Annotated in this window: 19 protein-coding genes; 9 read left to right on the plus strand and 10 right to left on the minus strand. The window is 68.3% G+C overall.

The window, feature by feature from the left end; translation table 11 throughout:
• Positions 1 to 79 precede the first annotated feature (79 nt).
• The 6 genes from ACA511_RS14265 (at position 80) to ACA511_RS14290 (ending at position 4,060) form a co-directional block, all read left to right on the plus strand.
• Positions 80 to 862, plus strand: a complete 783-nt coding sequence (locus ACA511_RS14265) for an SDR family oxidoreductase (protein WP_375024764.1) — start codon at positions 80 to 82, stop codon at positions 860 to 862.
• Between the two features lie 97 nt (positions 863 to 959).
• Positions 960 to 1,289 (plus strand): nuclear transport factor 2 family protein, encoded by a 330-nt coding sequence (locus ACA511_RS14270; protein WP_375024765.1) that lies wholly within the window; start codon positions 960 to 962, stop codon positions 1,287 to 1,289.
• Positions 1,290 to 1,348: 59 nt separating this feature from the next.
• Positions 1,349 to 1,936, plus strand: a complete 588-nt coding sequence (locus tag ACA511_RS14275; protein ID WP_375024766.1) for a TetR/AcrR family transcriptional regulator C-terminal ligand-binding domain-containing protein — start codon at positions 1,349 to 1,351, stop codon at positions 1,934 to 1,936.
• 106 nt (positions 1,937 to 2,042) lie between these two features.
• Complete coding sequence (locus ACA511_RS14280; RefSeq protein ID WP_375024767.1) at positions 2,043 to 2,312, plus strand: transposase; 270 nt, start codon at positions 2,043 to 2,045, stop codon at positions 2,310 to 2,312.
• Complete coding sequence (locus tag ACA511_RS14285) at positions 2,306 to 3,421, plus strand: IS3 family transposase (RefSeq protein WP_375024768.1); 1,116 nt, start codon at positions 2,306 to 2,308, stop codon at positions 3,419 to 3,421. Before ACA511_RS14280 ends, ACA511_RS14285 begins: the two co-directional genes overlap by 7 nt.
• 333 nt (positions 3,422 to 3,754) lie before the next feature.
• The gene (locus tag ACA511_RS14290; protein WP_375024769.1) at positions 3,755 to 4,060 is read left to right on the plus strand and encodes a hypothetical protein; all 306 of its coding nucleotides are present in this window, start codon (positions 3,755 to 3,757) and stop codon (positions 4,058 to 4,060) included.
• Between the two features lie 68 nt (positions 4,061 to 4,128).
• Here the strand turns inward: ACA511_RS14290 and ACA511_RS14295 are convergent, their stop codons facing one another.
• The 8 genes from ACA511_RS14295 to ACA511_RS14330 form a co-directional block, all read right to left on the minus strand.
• Positions 4,129 to 4,302, minus strand: a complete 174-nt coding sequence (locus ACA511_RS14295) for a transposase (protein ID WP_375024770.1) — start codon at positions 4,300 to 4,302, stop codon at positions 4,129 to 4,131.
• 47 nt (positions 4,303 to 4,349) lie between these two features.
• Positions 4,350 to 5,555 (minus strand): hypothetical protein, encoded by a 1,206-nt coding sequence (locus tag ACA511_RS14300; protein ID WP_375024771.1) that lies wholly within the window; start codon positions 5,553 to 5,555, stop codon positions 4,350 to 4,352.
• Positions 5,552 to 7,792 carry a xanthine dehydrogenase family protein molybdopterin-binding subunit gene (locus ACA511_RS14305; RefSeq protein ID WP_375024772.1) on the minus strand — a complete coding sequence of 747 codons (2,241 nt, stop codon included), beginning with the start codon at positions 7,790 to 7,792 and terminating at the stop codon, positions 5,552 to 5,554. The genes ACA511_RS14300 and ACA511_RS14305 overlap by 4 nt, the downstream gene beginning before the upstream one ends.
• Complete coding sequence (locus tag ACA511_RS14310; protein WP_375024773.1) at positions 7,789 to 8,781, minus strand: FAD binding domain-containing protein; 993 nt, start codon at positions 8,779 to 8,781, stop codon at positions 7,789 to 7,791. Before ACA511_RS14310 ends, ACA511_RS14305 begins: the two co-directional genes overlap by 4 nt.
• The gene (locus ACA511_RS14315; protein ID WP_375024774.1) at positions 8,778 to 9,296 is read right to left on the minus strand and encodes a (2Fe-2S)-binding protein; all 519 of its coding nucleotides are present in this window, start codon (positions 9,294 to 9,296) and stop codon (positions 8,778 to 8,780) included. Before ACA511_RS14315 ends, ACA511_RS14310 begins: the two co-directional genes overlap by 4 nt.
• Before the next feature lie 30 nt (positions 9,297 to 9,326).
• Positions 9,327 to 9,707: a VOC family protein gene (locus ACA511_RS14320; RefSeq protein ID WP_375025585.1), complete on the minus strand. Its 381-nt coding sequence runs from the start codon at positions 9,705 to 9,707 to the stop codon at positions 9,327 to 9,329.
• A gap of 183 nt (positions 9,708 to 9,890) precedes the next feature.
• On the minus strand, positions 9,891 to 11,321 hold the full coding sequence (locus ACA511_RS14325; RefSeq protein ID WP_375024775.1) for an ATP-binding protein: 1,431 nt from the start codon (positions 11,319 to 11,321) through the stop codon (positions 9,891 to 9,893).
• A 386-nt stretch (positions 11,322 to 11,707) separates the two neighbouring features.
• Complete coding sequence (locus ACA511_RS14330) at positions 11,708 to 12,109, minus strand: hypothetical protein (protein WP_375024776.1); 402 nt, start codon at positions 12,107 to 12,109, stop codon at positions 11,708 to 11,710.
• A 380-nt stretch (positions 12,110 to 12,489) separates the two neighbouring features.
• Here ACA511_RS14330 and ACA511_RS14335 point away from each other — a divergent pair, with 380 nt between their 5' ends.
• Positions 12,490 to 13,311 carry an alpha/beta fold hydrolase gene (locus tag ACA511_RS14335; protein WP_375024777.1) on the plus strand — a complete coding sequence of 274 codons (822 nt, stop codon included), beginning with the start codon at positions 12,490 to 12,492 and terminating at the stop codon, positions 13,309 to 13,311.
• Between the two features lie 63 nt (positions 13,312 to 13,374).
• Positions 13,375 to 13,506: a hypothetical protein gene (locus tag ACA511_RS14340; protein ID WP_375024778.1), complete on the plus strand. Its 132-nt coding sequence runs from the start codon at positions 13,375 to 13,377 to the stop codon at positions 13,504 to 13,506.
• Between the two features lie 934 nt (positions 13,507 to 14,440).
• Here the strand turns inward: ACA511_RS14340 and ACA511_RS14345 are convergent.
• The gene (locus ACA511_RS14345; protein ID WP_375024779.1) at positions 14,441 to 16,414 is read right to left on the minus strand and encodes a hypothetical protein; all 1,974 of its coding nucleotides are present in this window, start codon (positions 16,412 to 16,414) and stop codon (positions 14,441 to 14,443) included.
• A 389-nt stretch (positions 16,415 to 16,803) separates the two neighbouring features.
• Here ACA511_RS14345 and ACA511_RS14350 point away from each other — a divergent pair, with 389 nt between their 5' ends.
• Positions 16,804 to 17,622, plus strand: a complete 819-nt coding sequence (locus ACA511_RS14350) for a transposase (RefSeq protein WP_375024780.1) — start codon at positions 16,804 to 16,806, stop codon at positions 17,620 to 17,622.
• 118 nt (positions 17,623 to 17,740) lie between these two features.
• Here the strand turns inward: ACA511_RS14350 and ACA511_RS14355 are convergent, their stop codons facing one another.
• Entirely contained in the window at positions 17,741 to 19,093 is a 1,353-nt protein-coding gene (locus tag ACA511_RS14355) for a tyrosine-type recombinase/integrase (protein ID WP_375024781.1), read from the minus strand.
• Positions 19,094 to 19,166: the final 73 nt, after the last annotated feature.

Genomic DNA, 19,166 nt, shown 5'->3' on the forward strand with positions numbered 1-19,166 from the left:
TCACCTGCGAGCAGGACGGGCAGGGCCACACGGCTTTCGCCGAGCTATTAGTGGACGGCTCGTCCATATTATGGTTAATATGGACGCACCGTCCACATCCGTCATCAGGGGGCATATCGTGAGCAGCACCGACACCACCACCCGAGTCGCGATCGTGACGGGCGGTTCCGGCGGTATCGGCCGGGCCGTGGTCGACCGGCTGGCCGGCGACGGGTTCGCGGTCGCCGTCCACTACCTCGGCAACGCGCGGCGGGCGCAAGAGATCGTCGACGCGGTCACCGCCGTCGGCGGCCGGGCGATCGCGGTCGGCGGGGACGTCGCCGACGAGGTCGCGATGGCCGGGGTCTTCGACGCGGCAGAGGCCGAGTTCGGCGGGATCGACGTCGTCGTCAACACCGCGGGGATCATGATCCTCTCGCCGGTCGCGACCGTGGACCTGGCCGACCTGGACCGGATGCACCGCACCAACATCCGCGGTGCGTTCGTGGTCTCCCAGCTCGCCGCCAACAGGCTCCGCGGCGGCGGCGCGCTGATCAACGTCTCGACCAGCCAGACCCGGCTCCAGCACCCGACATACGCCCCGTACGCCGCCAGCAAGGCGGCGGTCGAAGCTCTGACGCTCGTCCTGGCCCGCGAGCTGCGCGGCAAGAACATCACCGTCAACGCGATCGCGCCGGGCCCGACCGCCACACCGCTCTTCCTGGAGGGCAAGGACGAGGAGACGATCAGCCGCCTCGCCCAGCTCCCACCGCTGGAGCACCTCGGCACCCCGGAGGACATCGCCGAGGTGGCCGCCTTCCTCGCCGGGCCGTCCCGCTGGATCAACGGCCAGGTCGTCTTCCCCAACGGCGGGATCGCCTGACCCGGCGCGCCGCATTTCGACCCCTCGGCCCCGAAAAACAGATCATCATGACCGAGAAGACCCGCACGTTTCCTCGACACGAATAGGAGTTACGATCATGACCGAGAACAATGTTCCCGAGGCGATCCGCGAGTTCGTCGAGGCCACCAACGACGGCGACACCGAACGGTTCGCCGCCGCCTTCACCGACGACGCCTACCTCAACGACTGGGGACGGGAATTCCACGGCCGGAGCGGCGTCCGCTCCTGGGACCGCACCGACAACATCGGCAAGCAATCGCACTTCGAGATCCTCGGCGTCGAGCCCGGTGACGCCCCGGACTCGTGGGTCGTCACCATGAAGGTCACCGGCAACGGCTTCAACGGCACCAGTCCGCTGGCCTTCGTCCTGCGGTACGGGCTGATCGCCGACCTGCGAATCAGCTGATGACGTCCCCGACACGGCCTCCCGCGAGCCGCGGACGCGGGCGTCGCCCCGCCGAGGAGGTGCGCGCCGACGTCCTCCGAACCGTCGGGGAACTCCTCCTGGGCGAGGGCAGCGCGGATCTCACCTTCGAGCGCGTCTCCCGCCAGGCCGGAGTGAGCAAGACGACCCTCTACAAATGGTGGCCGTCCAAGGGGGCACTCGCACTCGACGGCTATTTCCACGTCGTGGAGGAGACGCTCGCGTTCCCCGACACCGGCGACGTTCGCGCCGACCTCATCAGCCAACTCCACGCCTTCGGCAAACTCATGACCGCGACCCCCGGCGGCCGGGTGCTGACCGAACTGATCGGCCAATCCCAGACCGACGGGGACCTGTCCGTCGCCTTTCGCCGGCTGTATTCATCCCGCCGCCGCCGCCTCGCCGGCGAACGCCTCCAACGCGCGCAGGAACTCGGCCAGATCCGTCCCGAGGTCGACGTGCAGATCATCGTGGACCAGCTCTGGGGAGCCGTGTACCACCGGCTCCTCATCCCGGACGAACCCGTCACCGACCACTTCGTCGACGGACTGGTCTCCAACCTCCTCGACGGCGTCGCACCGACCCCGCGAACAGCCGAAGGAGACCGAAGGCAACGACTGAGCAGGTAGCTGTGGAGCGCCCCGGGTTGGGTGGAGGCCCTGATACCGGGAAAGGTGAGGGGCTGTGGCACCCCCGAGGGGGTACTCCCCTGAGCCGTGTGGACGCGGGGTCCGGATGGTCTTTGAGCTGCGTGAGCAGACGGGTGAGAGGACCGGGTCGATCGCCCGGGTGGCCGACCGGCTCGGGGTGCGTCGTGAGGCGTTGCGGGCCTGGATCCGGCAGGCCGAGGTCGATGGCGGGCTGCGTCGGGGGACCACGGCCGGCGATGCGCAAAGGATCGCCGAGCTGGAGCGTGGGAACCGTGAGTTGCGGCGGGCGGACGAGATCCTGAAGGCCGTCAGCGCGTATTTCGTCCGGGAACTCGGCCCGAAGCTGCCGTGCTAGTCGAGTTCATCGGTTTCCATCGGGAGCGGTTTCGGGTGGAGCCGGTCTGCGCTGTGCTGGAGTGTGCGCCGTCGATGTATTGGGCGGCGAGGAAACGCGAGGCCGAACCGTCGGCTCGTGCGGTGCGTGACGAATGGTTGAAGAAGGAGATCGTGCGGGTGTGGGAAGGTCCGGGCCGGCGGGTGTACGGGGCGCGGGAGGTGTGGACGCATCTGAATCGTGCAGGTGTTCAGGTCGCCCGGTGGACGGTGGAGCGGCTGATGCGCGAGTTGGGCATCGCCGGGGTGTGCGCGTCCCGTAAGCGGCCCCGGGCCACGGTGGCGGGCGCGGATCGGCTGGGTGACCTGCTGGAACGCGACTTCACCGCGGACGCCCCCAACAGGCGGTGGGTGGCTGACATCACCTATGTCGACACCGCCGCCGGGTGGGTGTGCGCAGCGTTCGTGCAGGGCTTGTTCTCCCGGGCCGTTGTGGGGTGGCAGGTCACCGATCACCTGGGCGCCGAACTGGCCTTGGACGCGCTGGAAATGGCGATCTGGTCGCGTGGCGGCATCGACGACGGCTTGGTCCATCACAGCGACAGGGGCGTGCAATATACGGCGATCCGGTACGCCGAGCGGCTGGATCAGATCGGCGCGGCCCGGTCGGTCGGCAGCAAGGGCGATTCCTTCGGCGACGCCGCCGCCGAGTCACTCAACAGCCTCTGCAAGAAGGAACTCATCGACTTCCATGGTGGCTGGGGAAAACATCATGGACGTGACGATCGCCACGATGGAATGGGTGGCGTGGTACAACACCGAAAGGATGCATTCCTACTGCGGGAACATCCCTCCGCGCGAGTACGAGGAAGCGTTCCACCGGTCCCGTGGCACAGCGGCCCGGGCCGGCTGAGAACCAACGATCTGAGCCTCCAACATCGCGGGGGCGGTCCAGACACCACTCTGCTCGCAGTCGCCGCCGTGATGCTGATGGCCATCGCCGGGCAGACCCTCGTGGAACGCTCCGACCTGCGGGGCGTCTTCCAGGCCGAGCCCGGGCACGCCATCCCGGCCACGTTCCCGGCGACGCTGCCCCGGCGGCCGCGGTGTTCACCGCCATGCTCCAACTGACCCTGGTCTGCGAGGATGGCCGCTGGCCGGCCTGGGCCGCTGTCCTCCGGCGTCGCCGCGCTCGTGCTCACCTGTGCGATCGGAGCCGGCGCGTATCTCCTGCTCGTCAACCACGACGCCGTTCCGGCCACAGAGCGGGCCACCGCCGGGCTGCGAAGCCCGGCGGCCCCGTCGCCGCTCCCGACTTCGGCTCGGCACGCACCGTGGTCGGTGCCTGGCAGGCAGTGATCTCCATTACCCTGCGCGGCTGGCCAGCCAACATCCTCGCCCGGCGTGCGCGCCGCGCCTGCTCGCGGGCAACGTCCTCGTCATCGCTCTGGTGCCCTCACCTGCATGGCCCTCCGCGAACTTGCCGGATGGTCGCCAGCGGCGATCAGCGCGGTCTGCGGTTGCGTGATCGGCGCCGTCCTCATCGTCGCCATGCTGTTCGAAGGCCGGCCCGCCCCCCACCTGCCTCCCATGCCCAGCCGCATCGCGATCCTCGCCCTCATCGCCCTGGTCGCACTCGCCCTCGACCGTGCCCTCACCGCCTACGCCGACGGCCCGCACTGGACGCGAGCCACCGCCGAAGACTGGGTCACCACCGCCGCGCTGAGCTTCACGGGGGGGTCCTGCCTTCGGCGATCTTGTTCTTTGTAGTAGATGTTGCCGAGGCTGCCGGGCATTCGGATCTAAGTGATGGCGATCGTGTGCAGCGCCGAGTTCAGTTACCGGTTCCCACTGCGGGACAGCCGGTGGCGTGCCCGATCGGCACTGGCGATCTTGATGGGGGCGACGCCGGCGTAGCTGGCGAAGGCGGCATTGCCGGGAAACTGACCGGGCTTCCCAGCCAGGCCGATGATGCGGATAGCAGTCACCATGTCCGCCGAACGGGGCAACATCACCGGTCCAGGTCTGGGTGGTGCGGTTCAGGCCATGTCGTCCTGAGTCATCCTTCGGGTTCGGCTCTGGGGTTGAAGGGCCAGCGGAGGCCGATGCCCACGTGCAGGATGATGCTGACGCTGATGAAGCTGAGTGCGGCGGTGGTGACCCAGTCGTCCGCGGTGGCCCTCGTCCAGGGCACGGTCCCCGCGTAGGCGGCCAGCGCGCGGTTGAGCACGAGCGCGACCAGCGCGCTGAGGGCGAGGGTGAGGGCGCGCTCCGGCATGGGACGGAGCCGGGTCGCCGGCCAGCACTCGAACAGCATGGCCACGACCAGGACGGCGCTGATGACGCAGCCGCACGCGGCGCTGATGGCCGCCGGACGCCACCCCGCCAGATCGCGGAGCGCCAGATAGGTGAGAGTCCCGAGGGCGATGACGAGGACGTTGCCGGCGACCAGGCGTGGCGTGCGCCGGACGATGGCGTTGACGGGCCAGCCGCGCAGGGCGATGAAGAAGACCGTCTGCCAGGCGCCCACCGCGGCGAGCGCCGATCCGAATTCGGGCGCGGCGACCGGGCCGCCGGGGTTGCGCAGCCCGGCGGCGGCCCGTTCGGCGGCCGGTACGGCATCGTGGTTGACGAACAGGAAGTAGGCGCCGACCCCGATCGCCCAGGAGAGCGCGAGCGCGGCGAGGCCCGAGGTGAGCCGCCCGAATCCCGCCAGCGGCCAGCGTTCGCACACCAGCGTCAACTGGAGCATGGCGGTGAACAGTACGGCCGCCAAGGGGAGCGTCGCGGGGAACGAGGTGGGAACGCCGGCGTCGGGATGGGCCTGGAAGATCCCCCGGAGGTCGGAACGCTCGACGACGGCCTGACCGGCGATGGTCAGCACCACGGCGGCGACGGCGACCAGAACGGTGTCGATCAGGCCCGTCCATGGCGCGGACAGCCGGGAGCCGGGCCAGTCGTGCCACCAGAACGCGATCATGGCGACGGCGGGCAGCCCGAAGGTGGCCAGTGGGCCGAGGACCAGCAGCGACGTCCGGACGCTGCCGGTACCCAGCGCGAGGGCCAGTGCCACGACCGCGGTGAGCAGGACACCGCCCAGCCCCGCCCAGGGCTGGGCGGTGAGACGCCCGCCGGTCCGCGCGTCCGCCGAGTGCGCGGGCCGGAGATGGCGCGGTGCGGTCAGCGACGGCCGTTCGGGAAGCGGTGACGCGGTGCCGCAGATGAGGGCGGCCGCCCGTGCCCGGCGAGGTGCGGTACCGGTCATGCGGGCAGGTGGGGCAGCAGGTGTTCGGCGGTGATCGGCAGTTCGCGGACGCGGTGGCCGGTGGCGTGGTGGACGGCGTTGGCGATCGCGGCGCCCGAGCCCACCTGGCCGATCTCGCCGACGCCCTTGACCCCGAGCGGGCCGGTGACACGGTCCTCGACCTCGATCAGTTCGATGTCGATCTCGGGTGCGTCGGCGTTGACGGGCACGAGGTAGTCGCCGAGGCCGGCGTTGGCCCAGCGGCCGAGGCCGGTGTCCATGCGGGTGCCTTCGAGCAGGGCCTGACTCATGCCCCAGAGCATGCCGCCCATGAGCTGGCTCCGGGCCGTCATCGGGTTGAGGACGCGGCCGGGCGCGAACGCCGCGGTCATGCGGCGGACCCGGACGATGCCGAGGTCGGCGTCGACCGCGACCTCGGCGAACTGGGCGCCGAACGTGAGCAGCCCGTACGGGGTGTCCAGCGGCGGCGGATCCCAGCTGCCGGTGGCTTCGGTGTCGTTCATGAGATGCCGCTCCATCAGGGCGCGGTAGCTCTCACCGGTGCCGTCGGCGACGGCCATCCGCCCGCCGGTGACCGTGATCTCGCCGGGGTCGGCGCCGTGCAGGGGCGACTCCGGGTCTCCTGCGGCCATGGCGATCATCTGGTCGCGTACCGCGGTGGCCGCGTTGTGCACGGCGGCGCTGACCATCATCGCGCCGTTGGAGCCCACGGGCGAGCCGGCGGTCGGCAGGTCGGTGTCGCCGTAGTCCAGGCGCACGTCGCGCAGGTCGATTCCGAGGCCGTCGGCGGCGACCTGGGTCAGGACGGTGGTCATGCCGGTCCCGAATTCCTGCGCGGCGGTGGACACGACGGCGGTGGCGTCGGAGTACAGGCGGGCGCGGGCCCGCTGGGTGCGCATGAAGAACGCGACCGGGTACGCGGCGGCGGCCATCCCGGTCCCGATCAGCCAGTTCCCCTCACGGCGGGCGCCGGGCGCCGGGTCGCGGCCGTCCCAGCCGAACCGCCGCGCGCCCCGCCGCAGGCATTCGTCCAGCCCGCTGCTGGACCAGGGGTGGCCGGTGTTCGGGTCGGCGCCGGTGAGGTTGCGCATCCGCAGTTCGACCGGGTCGATGCCGAGTTCGCGGGCGAGCTCGTCCATGGCGCATTCGAGGCTGAACACCCCGGCGGCCTCGCCCGGCCCGCGCGTGAACGTGGGCGTCATCGTGTTGCCGCGCACCAGGTGATGGACGCCCTCGAAGGCGGGGGCGGCGTACAGCTGGGACGAGGCGCCGAAGGCGGGTTCGGCCCAGTCGTCGAAGGGCGAGGTGACGGAGATCTTGTGGTGCCGGATCGCGGTGAGCGTGCCGTCGGCCCGAGCCCCGAGCCGGACGTGCTGCTCCTGCTCCTCGCGGTGCCCGCAGGAGGTGAACATCTGCTCGCGCGTGACCGTGAGCCGGACCGGACGCCGGACGTGCCGGGCCGCCAGCGCGGCGAGGGTCACGTGCGGCCAGACCATCGCCTTGGACCCGAACGCGCCGCCCACGAACCGGGTCAGCACCCGGACCTTCGACGGGGACATGCCGAGCAGGGCGGCGACGGTCAGCTGCACGGCCTTGATGCCCTGGCAGGAGTCGTACAGCGTCAGGCTGTCGCCCTCCCACACGGCGGTGGTGGTCAGCGGCTCCAGCGCGTTGTGGTGATTGGGGGCGAACCGGACCATGGTGTCGACGCGGAGGTCTCCGTCCGCCATCCCGTCCTCGATGTCGCCGCGGTGCAGCTGGGCCGGCATGAAGCCCCCGAAGATCTTCTCCGGTTCGTAGGCGTCCGCGCGGCCCTGCTCGATGACGGTGACGGACGGGGTCTCGGCGTACTCGACCTCGACCAGGGTGGCGGCGTACCGGGCCTGCTCCAGGCTGCCGGCCACGACGATCGCGACCGGCTGCCCCGCGTAGTGCACCACGTCGTCCTGCATGGGGAAGAACGTCTCGCCCGGTGCCGGCCCGCCCATCAGCGACGGGACGAGAGGCACGCGGGCGACCTCGGGCAGGTCGTGCCGGGTCAGGATCGCGGCGACTCCGTCGGCGCGTTCCGCCGCCGCCGTGTTGATCGAGGTGATCCGCCCGCTGGGCACCGCGGCGCCGACGATCTGCCCGTGGGCCAGGCCCGGCAGCGCGATCTCCCCCGAGTAGCGCGCCGTGCCGGTGACCTTCTCCCGGCCGTCGACCCGCGCTGCCCCCTGCCCGATGGATCCGCTCATCGGTCATCCCCGTTCGTGAGCATCGTCAGCGCCCTGACGATCGTCCGCTGCGCCAACTCGACCTTGAACGCGTTCATGGGCCGTGCGGTGGCCGCCGCCAGTTCCAGCGCGGCGGCCTCGGCGAAGGCGTCCCGCGAGGCGGGCCGGCCGAGCAGGCTCCGCTCGGCCGACCGCGCGCGCCACGGCTTGGTCGCGACGCCGCCGAGCGCCAGCCGGACGTCGGCGACGGCGCCGTCCCGGACGTCCACGGCCGCCGCGACGGAGGCGAGCGCGAACTCGTAGGACGCCCGGTCGCGGACCTTCAGGTACACCGACCGGCGCGCCACCGGAACCGGGGGGACCTCGATCGCCGTGATCAGCTCCCCGTGCTCCAGGGGATGCTCATGCTGCGGGGTCTCGCCCGGCAGCAGGAAGAAGTCGTCGATGGGGACGGCCCGCTCGCCTCCCGGGCCGCGCGTGCGCACCACCGCGTCGACGGCGACCAGCGCGACCGCGACGTCGGACGGATGCGTCGCGATGCACGCGCCGCTGGTGCCGAGCACGGCGTGCCCGCGGTGGAACCCGGTGACGGCGGCGCAACCGCTGCCGGGCTCGCGCTTGTTGCACGGCGAGACGGCATCGCGGAAGTAGCCGCACCGCACCCGCTGGCACAGGTTGCCGCCGATCGAGGCCATGTTCCGCAGTTGCGCGGAGGCGCCCAGCAGCAGCGCCTGCGCGACGAACGGGTACCTGTCCACCACCCCGGCCGCCCGCGCGACGTCGCTCATGCGCGCCAGCGCGCCGATGCGCAGGCCGCCGTCCGGCAGGTCCTCGACGCGGTTCAGCGGCAGGTCGTTGATGTCGACCAGCAGGTCCGGACGCAGCACGTTCTGGCGCACCAGGTCGACCTCGGTCGTGCCGCCGGCGAGGAACGCGCCGCCCGGATGCGCCCGGACCGTCGCGATCGCCGTGTCGACGTCGGCCGCCCGCGCGTAGTCGAACGGCCTCACCGTCCCGCACCGCCCGCCGCGTCGCGGACCTCGCGGATCGCGGCCCGGATGTTCGGGTAGGCCGCGCACCGGCAGATGTTCCCGCTCATCCACTCGGCGATCTCGTCGTCGGCGGCGTGCCCCTCGCCCAGCAGCGCGACCGCCGACATGATCTGCCCCGGCGTGCAAAAGCCGCACTGGAACGCGTCATGGGCGATGAACGCCTCCTGCATGGGGTGCAGGCGGTCGCCGTCCGCGACGCCCTCGATGGTGGTGACCTCGCGTCCCTCGCAGGTGATCGCGAGCGTCAGGCAGGCCAGCACCCGGCGGCCGTCCACCCACACCGTGCACGCGCCGCAGGCGCCCTGGTCACAGCCCTTCTTCGAACCGGTCAGCCCGAGATGCTCACGCAACGCGTCCAGCAGGCTCACCCGGGGCTCGATTCGCAGCTCGCGGACCTGCCCGTTGACGGTGAGCACGACCGCCCCGACCTCAGATCTGCCTGTCAGCGGCCGTGACTCGACGTCTATCCCCATGGGTGCGCTCCCTCAACGATCGGCGCTCGACTACCGTCCACGTCGGCACATACCCATCACGCATCCGCTCTCACAGCGACGTACTTGGTGGTGATGGCGTCGAGGGCGGCGACGGTGGAGGCGTCCCAGACGTGGGCGTCGGTGAGGTCGATGGTGACGTGGTCGGGGTCGCCTGCGTAGTCGAACTGGTAGACCAGGTCGTTGCTGGAGGCGAAGAACAGTTCGCCGGTCTGCCTCGGTGAGCCCGGTGCCGAAGATCACCGAGCACGCCGAACCGGGCGGCGTCAGCTGCACCACTCGGAAGTCCTCGCCGGTGCCGACGTCAGCGTCCTCGCGCCAGCCCAGCGCGGTGTAGAAGTCCTTGGCCCGGTCGGCGTCGGCGACGGGGAGCACGACGACCTCCAGCTTCATGTCCACGATGTCGTTCCCTTCCAGTGCGGCGCCGGTGGCCGGTCAGGCATCCATCGCAGCCGGGAGACCGAGCTCTGGGTTGCACACCCAGCGAGTCGCGTGTGTCAGGTCGTACGACAGTGACCACGCCATCGCGTCCCAGATTGCCCGACCGCCTCCTGATCCCGCCGGGAGACCAGCAGGTCAGGCCCCAAATTCGGAATCTGAAGCCCTACAGCACCAACGTGATTCGTCGGCCTCTGCCAAGGGAAGGCACATGACGAATCGGGCTCCCTTAGTGCTGTCGCCGATGGAGAGAGAGCCGCCGTAGACCTCGCAGATCTCGCGGGCAATCGGCAGCCCGAGCCCCGACCCTTGGGAATCGCGGTTACGTGACTCGGCGAGCCGGGCGAATCGCTCGAAGACGCGTTCCCGCTGGTCGGCGGGGACGCCATGGCCGTCGTCAAGGACTTCGAGGATTGCCATGCCGGCGTCCTGCCGGACGGTGACCTCGATGGCGGACTCGGCATGCCGCTCGGCATTGCTCAGCAGGCTGCTCAGCACCCGCGTCATCCGCACCGGATTCGCGCGGACGAGGACGCCGGGCTCCAGTCGGGCGTTGATCGGAGTAACGTCCGGCCGCCGGTCCACCTCCTGGCGTGCCAGTTCGGCGAGGTCGACCAGCTTCACCGGCTGCGGTGCACGCGAGTCCAGCCGGGACAGTTCCAGCAGGTCGATCACGATGTCGTTGAGCCGTTCGGTGTCGCGCAACGCCGAGCGGACCATCGGCCGCCACTCCTCGCCCGTTTCGTCCAGCGCCAGCTCCAGTTGCATGTGGAGCCCGGAGATCGGGTTGCGCAGGTCGTGCGAGGCGTCCGAAACGAATCTCCGTTCCCGGTTTGTCGCCTCCTCCAGCCGCTGCAGCGTCCGGTTAAGTTCTTCGCCGAGTGCCTGGATCTCCCCATGGGTCTGCGGGACGAACACCCGCTGATCCAGGTCAGTCCCGTCGAGATCCGCCAGTTGCCGGCGGATCCGGTGAATCGGGGTGAACGCCCTTCCGATCGTGTACCACGTCCACCACGCCACGAGGGCTATCAACGCCACCGCAAGCAGGGCCGACGCCAGCGGCAGCGCCCACACGCTTAGTAGCTTTGGGAGCGGAGCGGCCGCGACGATCATGACGCCCGGTCCCCAGGGTGACGAGCGCACCCGCCTGCCGGAGACCCACACACAGCGGGGAATGGACCTCGGGCAAGCTCTCCGGTGGACTATGAGATCGCCTGCGGCGATGTTGGACGCGGCCAGCGGGGTCTTTCCCCGGCCGGCGCCGCTGGCCGCCAGCACCTTGCGACCGTCCGCACTCACGATCTGCACGACCATGCGCGCCTCGCCGTGCCGGGGCGCGATCGCCGAGTCTGGCCCATCGCTGAGCATGTCGAACGCGATCCGCGCGGTGGTTTCTTGACCCTGGAGCGAGGCGCGGCTCTCGAGCCAGCCGCGCACGAGTACCATGCCGAGCACGACCGCCGCCGTCAGGAACACCGCCGCGACCGTGACGGACATGATCGTCGCGCGTCCCCGCACTGACCCGAACAGCCGATCGCGACGGTAGCGGATGCGCTCACGCCTTTCCATGCCTCACGAACTTCCCCCGCCGCGACCTGTTACACCATGTAATGGATCGCTACTTAACGTGAAAGACGTGAATGTCGGGGTGTCTATGGTCCGACTGAATGTCGCCCTCCGGGGTGACTGACTCCGACCGACTTCACCGCCTTCGCCCGCACCACCCCCAGCCCGCCCGCACCGAGCCGGAACTGGCCCTGACCACCAGCCCCTACCGCGGCGGTCTCGTCATTACGATCTCCGCGGAGCTTGTCCTACCGTTCAGGCGAGGGTATCTCCTGAGGGGTAAAAATGATCTTGGTGGGTAGATCAAGGACCGAGCAGATCAGCTATCGAATTCGGGGGATTCGAAGCTGGACCGCCCCGGCGATGTTGGAGGCTCAGATCGTTGGTTCTCAGCCGGCCCGGGCCGCTGTGCCACGGGACCGGTGGAACGCTTCCTCGTACTCGCGCGGGGGGATGTTCCCGCAGTAGGAATGCATCCTTTCGGTGTTGTACCACGCCACCCATTCCATCGTGGCGATCGTCACGTCCATGATGTTTCCCAGCCGCCATGGAAGTCGATGAGTTCCTTCTTGCAGAGGCTGTTGAGTGACTCGGCGGCGGCGTCGCCGAAGGAATCGCCCTTGCAGCTTCGGGTCGAGTTCGCTGGCCGTGGTCCCCCGACGCAGCCCGCCATCGACCTCGGCCTGCCGGATCCAGGTCCGCAACGCCTCACGACGCACCCCGAGCCGGTCGGCCACCCGGGCGATCGACCCGGTCCTCTCACCCGTCTGCTCCCGCAGCTCAAAGACCATCCGGACCCCGCGTCCACACAGCTCAGGGGAGTACCCCCTCGAGGGTGCCACAGCCCCTCACCTTTCCCGGTATCAGGGCCTCCACCCAACCCGGGGCGCTCCAGTTTCAGCAAAGTGCCAACAAAGTTTCGACATCGACTGGCGGAGAGATTTCGGTGACGCATTGCGGGCCTCGGCCCGCACAGCCCCATAGATGGGCCGACTGGCAATGGTAAAACCGCTGTGGCCGGACCTCACCGACCTCTATGCGTCACTGCTCGGGCCAGATTAGGGACATGAGGTGTCGGGCACAGGAGGGAGACATTCCACGGACTCGACCGGCATCGCATCGGTACCTGCGGTCGGCCCTGCGACCACATCGCCCGCAAGGAGGAGACGCTATGAGCACCATAACGGCCAAGGACGGCACCGAGATCTACTACAAGGACTGGGGTGAGGGTCCCGCCGTGACGTTCTCTCACGGCTGGCCGCTGAACTCCGACGCGTGGGACGGGCAGATGCTGTTCCTCCTGCAGCACGGTTTCCGCGTGGTCGCGCACGACCGGCGCGGTCATGGCCGGTCCAGCCAGGCAACCTCGGGAAACGACATGGACGGCTATGCCGACGATCTCGCAGCCGTGATCGAGTCGCTCGATCTTGATGATGTCAGCCTGATAGGCCATTCCACGGGCGGCGGCGAGGTCGCGCGCTACATCGGGCGTTACGGAACGGGGCGAGTCGCCAAGGCAGTCCTGATAGCTGCAGTGCCTCCGATCATGTTGAAGACCGAGGCCAATCCCGAAGGCCTGCCGATCGAAGTCTTTGATGGCCTACGCGAGTCCCTTGTCAAAGACCGCTCGCAGTTCTATCAGGATCTGGCCCTCCAATTCTACGGCGCCAACAGGCCCGGCGCCGATGTCTCACAAGGAATCCTCGACCAGTTCTGGCTCTGGAGCATGCAGTCCGGCCTCCTCAATGCCTACTACAGCATCAAGGCATTCTCGGAGACTGATTTCACCGAGGACCTCGCCAAGTTCGACGTTCCGACCCTGGTGCTGCACGGCGAGGACGACCAAATCGTCCCCGTCAATGACTCGGCGAGGAAGTCCGCCCAACTCATCAAGGGCGCGAAGGATATCTACTACCCGGGCGCCCCGCATGGCATAACCGCCACGCATCAGGACCAGGTCAACACCGAACTGCTGAACTTCCTGAAAGGCTGAGGCCTGTTCGCAGTTCGGATCAGTTGCTGCTGGTCACCATCGAGTGACTGCTCTCACCGGAGCGTGAGCGAGCGGCATCACCGGCGCATGCGCGGCGATGTCGGCCTGGACCTGGTCAGCGTGGACTTCACCACCTCCCGCGCGCATCACCACACCGCCGGATGGCCCTGGAACCGGAACGGCCCGAGGATCTGAAGCATGCCGCGGCCAAGGAAAAGGGGCTGCGCCAAAGTGGCGAACCCGACCCGTAAGCCACGCGACCCGATGACCGGCACGACCCTTAGCAGGATCCCTGGCAGCGGCGGCAACCGGATGCGCCGGCGCCGCAAGGCCCGGTTGAAAGCCGCCGACCTGGGCCGGTCCCAGGGCGGGCTGATGCGACGTCGGCAGGTGGAGTGAATGAGACGGAGTTGAGCGCCATCCGAAGTGCCGGTGCCGTGGCAGGCGATCACGCGGGGAGATGATCGCTTGGCGGGTGACCCGTAACCAGTGCTCCCATTCGGTGGGGCTGGACGGTGGATCGTCGGCGTACAGGCCCCGGCAGATCAGACATCGCTCGTCTTGCGCCCGGAGGAGACTCAAGGTGGCGCGGTTGATCCGGTGGAGGCGCACTACGGCGGCGCCGTTCGGCCCAGTAGGCGGTCAGGGCGGGGTCGTCCGGAGAGGCCGCGCCGTGGACCATCTGGTGTCGGATGATGTTCGTCCAGGCGAACTTCAGTGGGCAGGCGCCGCTGTGGCGGTCGCCGGACACCCATTGATCGCGCCTGGACTTGTTGAACTCGCCGGAGTACCGAGCGGTGACCCAGTGTTCCGGCTTGTTCGGGTGAGCCCGGGGAGCCCTTGTGTAAAGCAGCTTCCACATGTAGTCGTCCAGTCCGGTGAAGACCTCGCTGGCGACCGCACCCCGTAGTAGGCGGCCCAGCCCTGGATGGTGGGATTGAGCCTCTGCAACACCGCGGCGAGATGGCCCCGCGAAGGGACCGCACCTGGTACGCAGCCCGTTCCGGATCAGTCTGACGGCCTCGCGGCTCGGCTTGATCAGCAGTTTGCCGTGGTAGCTCCTCCGCATATCAGGATTGTGCGGCGGCACGACGGAGGTCATCGGGCGGGGTCTCGGCCTTTAGCTTGTTCAGGCGTCGGGGGCGGTGCGCGGGATGCCGAGCTTGGGCAGGTCGAGATGGAAGCTTTGTCCGCGACCGTCCATAGTGCCGTTGTAGACCAGGTCGGCTAGGTCGATGTCCAGGTTCTGGAGTTCCTCGACGAGCATGTGGGCGGCGGTTTTGGCGTGTGCGCTGTTTTCCATGGCGTTGGGGAGGCGGCGTTGCCATAGGGATTGTGCGGGCTCCCAGCCGCTGTCGGCTAGGCGGCTGGAGTCGGCGAGTTCGGGGTGGTGTACGTAGCCGGTGGCCTCGATGACGAGGTCCAAATCCTGGCTCCAGCACTGGACGAGCCGGTCGGGTTCGCGTGCCGACTCCAGGCGCAGGATGAACCTGCCGGGCAAGAACGGGGTGTCGTGGTTGAGGGCACGCAACGCCTCGTACAGGCGCTTTTGAACGTCGTCCCAGCTGGCGCCGCTGGTACGGGTGGGGGATACGGGTAGGTCGGATGGGGCGGAGGCGCGCCAGGAACCGCGGGAGTCGTCCCGCCCGGCTGCGTCAGCGTCCGCGTTGGTGTGGAGTAGTTCGAGGCTGACCTCTCCCCCGTCGTGCGAGTGGACGAGGAAGCTGGTGTCGGGACGCCGCCACAACATCCAGGGGCCGATATCGCCGCCCCAGAGAGTCGGCGGACCGAACTCCTGCTCCATGACCCACCAGGCGGCTCGGACGAGCCCGGCGGCGGTCGAGACGTTCTCGGCGGGCAGGTCGACGACGCGTACGTTCAGCGTGCCTACCTGATCGGGGGTGGAGGGATCGGCTATCACGGTGCCGTATCCGCCCCAGGGACCCTTCCGGGCGGCGAACCTGCGCAAGACCTCCCCCGCGACCTCCTCGGGCGGCTTGAGTTCCCAGCCCAGCGCGGAGGTGGCGCGCTCGAACTCCGGCAGGCTCCACCCGCCAAGGTCCAGCGCGGCGACCTGGTTCAGAAGCTTGCGGAAGGACTCGGCTTCGAGCCAGTTGCCGCGGGGGATCGTGTACTCCATCCGGCAAACAGTAACGATCTCGGCTACCGCCTGCCGCAGCCGGGGCGGGTTCTGGAGGGAGATGAAATCCATTCCCCATGCGGGATCTCCTCCGGCGAAAAGTGGTTCGCCGTCCGGTGATCGGCCGGTGAACTCCGATCCTGTTCCGCACCGGATGGCCAGGCGAAGGTCTATCTCGTCCTGGGCCAGGTCGGCGATCGACTGCGTGTCGTGGTCGTATTTGAAGGCGAACGTGTTAATGACGATTTCGTGGTCGTAGTAGTGGAGGAGTCGAGTCTCCGCTGGAGCCTGAAGGGCGTCGGCGGTGTGCTGATAGGCGTTGACGAACCTGCGGAGGCCCTGGTGGGTCAACGGCAAGTGGCGTACCGGAAACCCCTGTTCCGTTGAGAGGGAGACGAACCATCGATCGCCCGCCTCGTCATGGAGGAAGCCCATCGTGAGTAGGTCGCCGGCGCCGTCGTCGGCGCGAAAGTCGAGTTCGGCGATCGTCGCCGTACCGACGGGTGGCTCGGGGTCGTCCAGGCCGTCGACACGCGCGCGAAGCGCACGCAATGAGCTGAGCAGCCTGCCGCGTTCCTGAGTGGACTCGAAACGGCAGCCGGGCGCGAAGCCGACAGTCTGCGGACGCGCTCCGGTCAGGTCCTGCTGGAAGTCCACGTCCAGGTCGACGGCCAGCCACACGGCATCGTTCCGGAGCGGCGTGACCAGCACTGAGCCACTGACGTGACCGTCATCGAAGAACCGCGCCGCACCCTCGAAGGCTCCTCCCTTGAGCACGCTCAGGCAGGCCCCGATGAACCGCTGGACATCCTGTGACTGGACGGCTGCCCGCCAGACCGGCCAGAAATCGACGTACCACTCATTCCTGGGCACATCATGATAAAAACGCAGGCAGTAACCGCCTTCGCCTGCCCGGAACCCGTCGATCTCGGTGACAAGCACAGCGGTATCAGGGAGTTCCACCCTCCCATCCAACCAGCCTCCGGAGCCAATGGCCGGCCCCGCCCCCAGCCCCACGATGCAGTCCTTGGCCGGCCGCGCGCGGCTGCACGTCGCCTCGCCGGACGAGGCGGGCGATGACGTCCCCGCCGTCCGCATGGCCTTGGCCCGCGGGGAGTATCTGAAAGTCTGCAGACGAGGCGGTGATCATCCTCCAGTTGGGGAGTGTCCTGAAGATCGTGTGGGCGGGGTGGTGATCCGGAAGGCTGGGGCTGGCGCCCTGCCCGGGAAGGATCATCTGTGACCAACGGCGGCAAAGACGAGATCGCTGGCGGGCTGGATGTGCAGCCGGCCGCCGAACTCATCGACAAAGGCCAAGGCCGAGGGGTGTCGCTGGTCGGGCCGGATGGGCTTTGGCCGGGATCACCAAGACCGTGCTGCAGACCGCGCTCGAAGCCGAGATGACCGAACATCTGGGCTATGACCGGGGTGAACGTCCGGCCGAGCCGACCGGTGACCACCGCAATGGGACCTCGTCCAAGACGGTGGCCACCGAGATCGGGCCGGCCGGTGTCCAGGTACCCCCGGACCGGGCGGGCGAGTTCGGACCGCAGATCGTGCCCAAGCATGCCCGCCGGGTGGCGGGGTTCGATGACTCGATCATCTTGCTGTATGCCAAGGGCCTGACCACCGGGGAGATCCGCGCGCACCTGGCCGAGATCTACCAGGTCGAAGTGTCCAGAGATCTGATCTCCCGGGTGACCGACAAGGTCGTGGCCGAGATGGAGTCCTGGCGGGCCCGGCCCCTGGACAGCGTGTACCCGGTCGCGCTGATCGACGCCCTGAATGTCAAGATCCGCGAAGGGAACGTGGCCAACCGGCCGATCCACGTCGCCGTCGGGATCGACTGCCACGGTGAACGCGACGTGCTGGGCCCGTGGGTCGGCACCGGCGGCGAGGGCGCCAAGCACTGGATGACCGTGCTGGCCGAACTACGCAACCGCGGCGTCGTCGATGTGTGCATCGCCCCGGGCAAGGCCGTGGCCGCCAACTCCGGGAGGGCTCGAACCTGTGCAACCCCGGCCCATGTTCGCTCGGTGTTTGCTCGTATGTCGTGGAACGGGCTGGCAGAGGGCAGCACGAAGCGGGAACGAAGGCTGCTGAAAACCGTGCATATTGAGAGAGAGCGACAGGGCGCGACACATTGGCTAACGGAGCGACAGCGTTGGTAGCCGAGTTCTAATCCGATGGCCTATGGGCTCAGGTACAGCCAGACACAATCCACTTAACCCGACAAAATCTGACGGATATTTCATGAGTTCACCAGCCGCGCCCGAGCTATGGCGACAGTTATCGATTCAACTCAATCGGTGCGGTGGCGACTGCGGATCTTGTCGAAGGCGGCGAGGGCGGTGTCGTCGGCGTCGTCGAGGTGTGCAGGTAACGCTCGGCGGTGGAGATGGACCCGTGTCCGAGGCGCTCTTTGACGACCTGTAGGTCTGCGCCGCCGGCTAGGAGCCAGGATGCGTGGGCGTGGCGAAGGTCGTGGATGCGAACCTTGACGTCCAGGTTGGCCTTGTTGAGGGCGGGCTTCCAGATCCGGTTGCGGAACCAGTTGGCGGGGACGTGGCCGTCGGTCTCGCGTCGGCGGGGTTCGCGGGGGTTGTCCTTGCCGTCGGCGCGGCGGCGCGTTCGGTATTCGGCGAAGGCTCGTCGGCAGTGGTCGCAGCGGCACTTGGCGGCGTTGTAGGCGCTCAGCGTGCCGTGGCGATATCGGTGGCCCTTGGTGTTCTCTTCGGTCCAGCCGAGTACCTCGGGGTCGAGCGGGGCAGGTCGCTCCTCGTTCGCGACTTCCGGCTGGTAGACGAACAGGAGCCCGTCGGTGCCGAGGTTCTCGTCGATGATGTGGTCTTCGAGTCTGGCGACGATCTGGTCGCTGAGCTTGAAGCGGCGCCACTCTTTGTCTTTGGGGTAGTCCTTGATCAGGAAGCGTTTGCCCTCGGGGTGGAACTTCGGGTTGAGCTCCACTACGACGCGGCTGACCGTCAGGAGCCGGGAGCGGGTTTTCAGGTCACGGCCGCGGAGTTCGGTGAGTTCGCCCCAGCGCAGGCCGGTTTCGATGGCGGTTTCGACGAGGAGTTTGGAGTCGGCGTCCGGGAGGGCGTGGTAGAGGTCGTCGAACTGTTCGGGGCTGATGATTTCCAGTGGTTTCTCGGGGACGGTGGGGGTGCGGACTCCTTTACAGGGGTGGATGTAGGTCACCTGGTCGTTCAGGGCGGTGGTGAAGATGGCACTGAGGACGACCTTGTTGTAGCGGATGGTGGCGGCGGAGACGCCGTTCCTCTTCATCTGCCTGATCCAGGCGCGGACGTGTTCGGGAAGGATGTCCATCATCCGAATCGCGCCGAACTCGGGCATGACGTGCTTGTAGATCGAGTAGTGATAGCTCTGCATGGTGGTCGGCTCGACCTCGTGGTTGGGCAGCCAGGTCTCCTCGACGTACTTCTTGAAGGTCTGCCGGCCTCGTTTGAGGTTGAGGTCCCTGCCCTTACCGACCTCGGCCTCGGCGCGCTGCCAGGCCCTGTCGGCCTCCTTCTTGGAGGAGAAGGTCCCCGCCGAGGTGATCTTGCCTTTGAGGTCTTCGTAGCAGGCGGTGTAGCGCGGCTTGCCGTGGCGGTCGATGCGCTTGAACGCGGACCCCAACGTCACTCCCCCGAATGATCGTTTGTTAGTGGCTCGTTAGTGGACTCTGCCCCACCGGGCATCATCCAGGATG

The sequence above is a fragment of the Actinomadura sp. GTD37 genome, assembly GCF_041951365.1.
GTDB lineage: Bacteria > Actinomycetota > Actinomycetes > Streptosporangiales > Streptosporangiaceae > Spirillospora.